The organism is Frankia sp. CcWB2 (assembly GCF_977927585.1).
Genome location: NZ_CDWRCM010000029.1, coordinates 1 through 3,137, shown reverse-complemented (window position 1 = coordinate 3,137; position 3,137 = coordinate 1). Strand labels below are relative to the sequence as shown.

Here is a 3,137-nt window from a genome sequence, read left to right as displayed (position 1 = left end):
GCCTGAGTGAGGCGGACGGCCCGCTCAACACGCTCGTACCCTGGAACCGGGTGGGCCTCGCCGTGCCGCGCCGGACCCAGCCATGGCCCGCCGGCCTCCCCCGGCGCACGGCCGGAATCAGCGCGTTCGGTCTGAGCGGGACCAACGCGCACGCCATTCTCGAAGCCGATCAGGGCGCCGATCAGGACGCCGACCGTGAAGCCGATGACGCGACCAGGACCGGTGCGTCCGGTGCGGCTGGCGGCGGGCTGCGTCGGGAGCTGCTGACGGTGTCGGCGAAGGACGACGTCAGCCTGCGGGCGCAGGCCGAGGCGGTCGTGGCCCACCTGCGCGAGCCGGACCCGGTGGGACTGGCATCGGTCTGCCATACGTTGCGGGCCGGGCGGGCGGCGTTCGCGCGTCGTCTTGCCGTCACAGGCAGGACGCCGACCGAGCTGGCGGACAACCTTGCCCGCACGCTCGGCGCCAGCGCCAGCGCCGCGCAGGTGCAGGTCGCGGTCGCCGGGCGCCTACGGGTCGGAGCGGACCCGGATCGGGTCACCGCCGCGGCGACCAGGCTGATCGACGCGCTGCCGGCACTGAGCTCGCTCCCCGAACTCGCCACCGGTCCGGCGGAGAGCCGGCTCGGGGAGCTGCTGCGGCGGTTCGGCGCCCGGGTCTCAGTCTCGGTGGATCCGGCTCTCGCTCCGGACGGCGCGGTGCTGGACTGGGGTGCCGCCAGTTATCCGTTGCTCGGCGACGACGCCGAAGCGTCCCTGTCGCTGCTGTTGGACGCGCTTGCCGGCCTGTTCACCGCCGGCGTGGACCTGCGCCTGGACGACCTGGCCGCACCGCACACCCGGTTCGTCGATGACCTGCCGACCTACCCCTTCCGCCACCGGCGGTACTGGATCGACGAGCCGGCGCAGGCGGTGCCGGCCCCGGGGGTGGTCGGCACGCCCGACGGAGCCGCCGCCGCGGGCGTCGTCCTGGCGGTGCCCACCCGGGACGGAGCGGTCGATCGGGCCGTCGAGGAGTTTCTGCTCGGTGAACTGGCGGACGTGCTGCGGGCCGAGGACAACCTCGACCCGGCGCAGACGTTCCTCGATGTCGGCGGTGACTCGTTCACGGCGATGCTGTTCACCAAGAACATCGAACAGCACTACCAGGTCGCCGTGCCCCCCGACGAGTTCGCGGCGGACCTGCCGCTGGCCAGCCTGGTCGGGCGCCTCGCCGCGTACATCGCGGACGCGCGGTCGGCCCTGCGTGAACGGGAGCGGACCGCGTGAATCCCGCTGCCTGCTTCGTCCGGCCACGGCCGGTCGACGACCCGACGCTGCGGCTCATCGGATTCCACCACGCGGGCGGCTCCGCAGCCGTGTACCACTCGTTGATCCACCAGCTCCCGCCGGATTGGGATCTCCTCCTGCTCGACCTCCCCGGGCGTGGCAAACGTCATGCGCAAACCCCGGTCGAGGACATGGGTGAGCTCGTCGCCCGGGCGGTGCGGGACGTCCGCCCCTGGCTCGAAGGCCGACGGCGGCGCGGCCGTGGTCCGGTCGGGCCGCCGGAGGGCGGCATCCTCGAGCATGGGCAGCCCTTCGCGCTCTTCGGGCACAGCCTCGGCGCGATTCTCGCCTCCGAGGTCGGACGCGCGCTGCAGGCCGCCGGGATACCCCCGGTCTGGGTCGGGGTGTCCGGCCGGGTACCGCCGGACACCCCTGCGGCGCGCCGCGTCCTGCACGAACGTGGGGACACCGATCTGCTCGCGGAGCTCTCGGCGATGGGGGGATACCTGACCGTCTCGGCGAGGTCCCAGAGTTCCGTGCCCTGTTCCTGCGGGTCGTCCGCGCCGACCTGAGGGCGGTCGACTCCTACCGGCCGGATCCCGGCCGTGCACGGCTGGCCTGCCCGCTCACCGTGTTCGGTGGGACAGCGGATGCGTGGGCCCCGCCCGAGGCGATGGCCCGATGGTCCGGCGAGACACGCGGAAACTTCCGCGAGCGGTATTTCCCCGGCGGGCATTTCTACTTTCTCGGAACGGCCTTCGCTGGTTTCGCGCGCACGCTTGTAACCGAGGTCGGTGACGTAGCCGAGGCCAACGATGTAGCCGAGGTCAACGACCTGGCCAGGCAGGTCAGTGCGGCGGGCCGATTGCACTGAGTAACTGATCTCTCATGATCGGGAGTCGTGGACCGGCCGCGGCCAGGTCTGTGCCGCGGTCGCCCTCGGGATCGGGCGGTCCCGGCCGGCTGTCTGCGTAGGGGGTACCGCCGATCAGCCAGACGCCCGGACGAACCTCGACTGGGAAGGATACGCTACCTTCAGCCGCCGGTCCGGTCCGGATTCTCTCGACGGCTCGACGGGCGAACTCGCTCCACCGTCTGTCGCCCAGCTGGCTTGCCACCGCTCGGCACTCGGTGAACCGGTCCAGCGCCGCGTCGCAGCGCCCGCGCCGCAGTTCGGCGAGTGCGAGACCGCGCAGCGCGTCGGTCAGACCCCGCAGGTCGTGCCCGGCCCGGCACAGAACAAGGCTTTGGGCGTACATCGTGCGTGCCCGCTCGACAATCCCTCGGTCCAGTAAGACATCGGCCAGGCCGATCAGAGCGCGGGCCTCGGCACACTGGTCGTGGACCCGCCGTGCCTGGTGGATCGCCAGCTCATAGCAGGCGGCGGCCTGCTCCACCTGCCGTTGCTGCCAGGCGAGATCCCCCTGTGACTGCAGGACCGACGCTTGCGCGGCCGCGTCGCCGGCTCGGCGGGCTGCATCCAGCGCCAGCTCGTTGATCGCTGCCCACTCCGCCCAGCCCGCGCTGGCCTGGAAGAAACAGGTCAGGCTGTTGGAGAGCTTCCAGGTCAGTGACCACAGTTCGGCGGCGTGCGCCTGCCGCACGGCCGCGACGAGCCCGGTGATCTCCTCCTGGAACCAGCGGAGCGGCGCATCGCGCACCACGTCCTCGGGACGCAGGGCGTAGGTGTCCTCGGGACGCAGGGCGTAGGTGTCCGCGTGGATGTCCGGGTCGGCGTCCCGCGGGCCTGTCTCGCCGGGATGAGCTGGTTTCGTGGCCGCGGTGCCGGGCAGGGCCCGGCCGGGAGCGAGCAGGGAATCCGCGTGGCGGGCGAGGGTTGGGCCTGTTTGGGAAGTGCGTCCCGAGGCT

At 72.2% G+C, this 3,137-nt stretch carries 2 protein-coding genes and 1 pseudogene; 2 read left to right on the top strand and 1 reads right to left on the bottom strand.

Translation table 11 applies throughout. The features are described 5' to 3' along the window. A partial coding sequence (locus ACY45C_RS05220; RefSeq protein ID WP_462186512.1) for an acyl carrier protein occupies positions 1–1,268 on the top strand: 1,268 nt, incomplete at its 5' end. Further along, positions 1,265–2,142, top strand: a pseudogene (locus ACY45C_RS05215) (thioesterase II family protein). The gene ACY45C_RS05220 and the pseudogene ACY45C_RS05215, both read left to right, overlap by 4 nt. Here ACY45C_RS05215 and ACY45C_RS05210 read toward each other — a convergent pair. After that, positions 2,117–3,137: tetratricopeptide repeat protein (locus tag ACY45C_RS05210; protein ID WP_462186511.1), on the bottom strand; the 1,021-nt coding region annotated here is incomplete at its 5' end. The pseudogene ACY45C_RS05215 and the gene ACY45C_RS05210 overlap by 26 nt on opposite strands.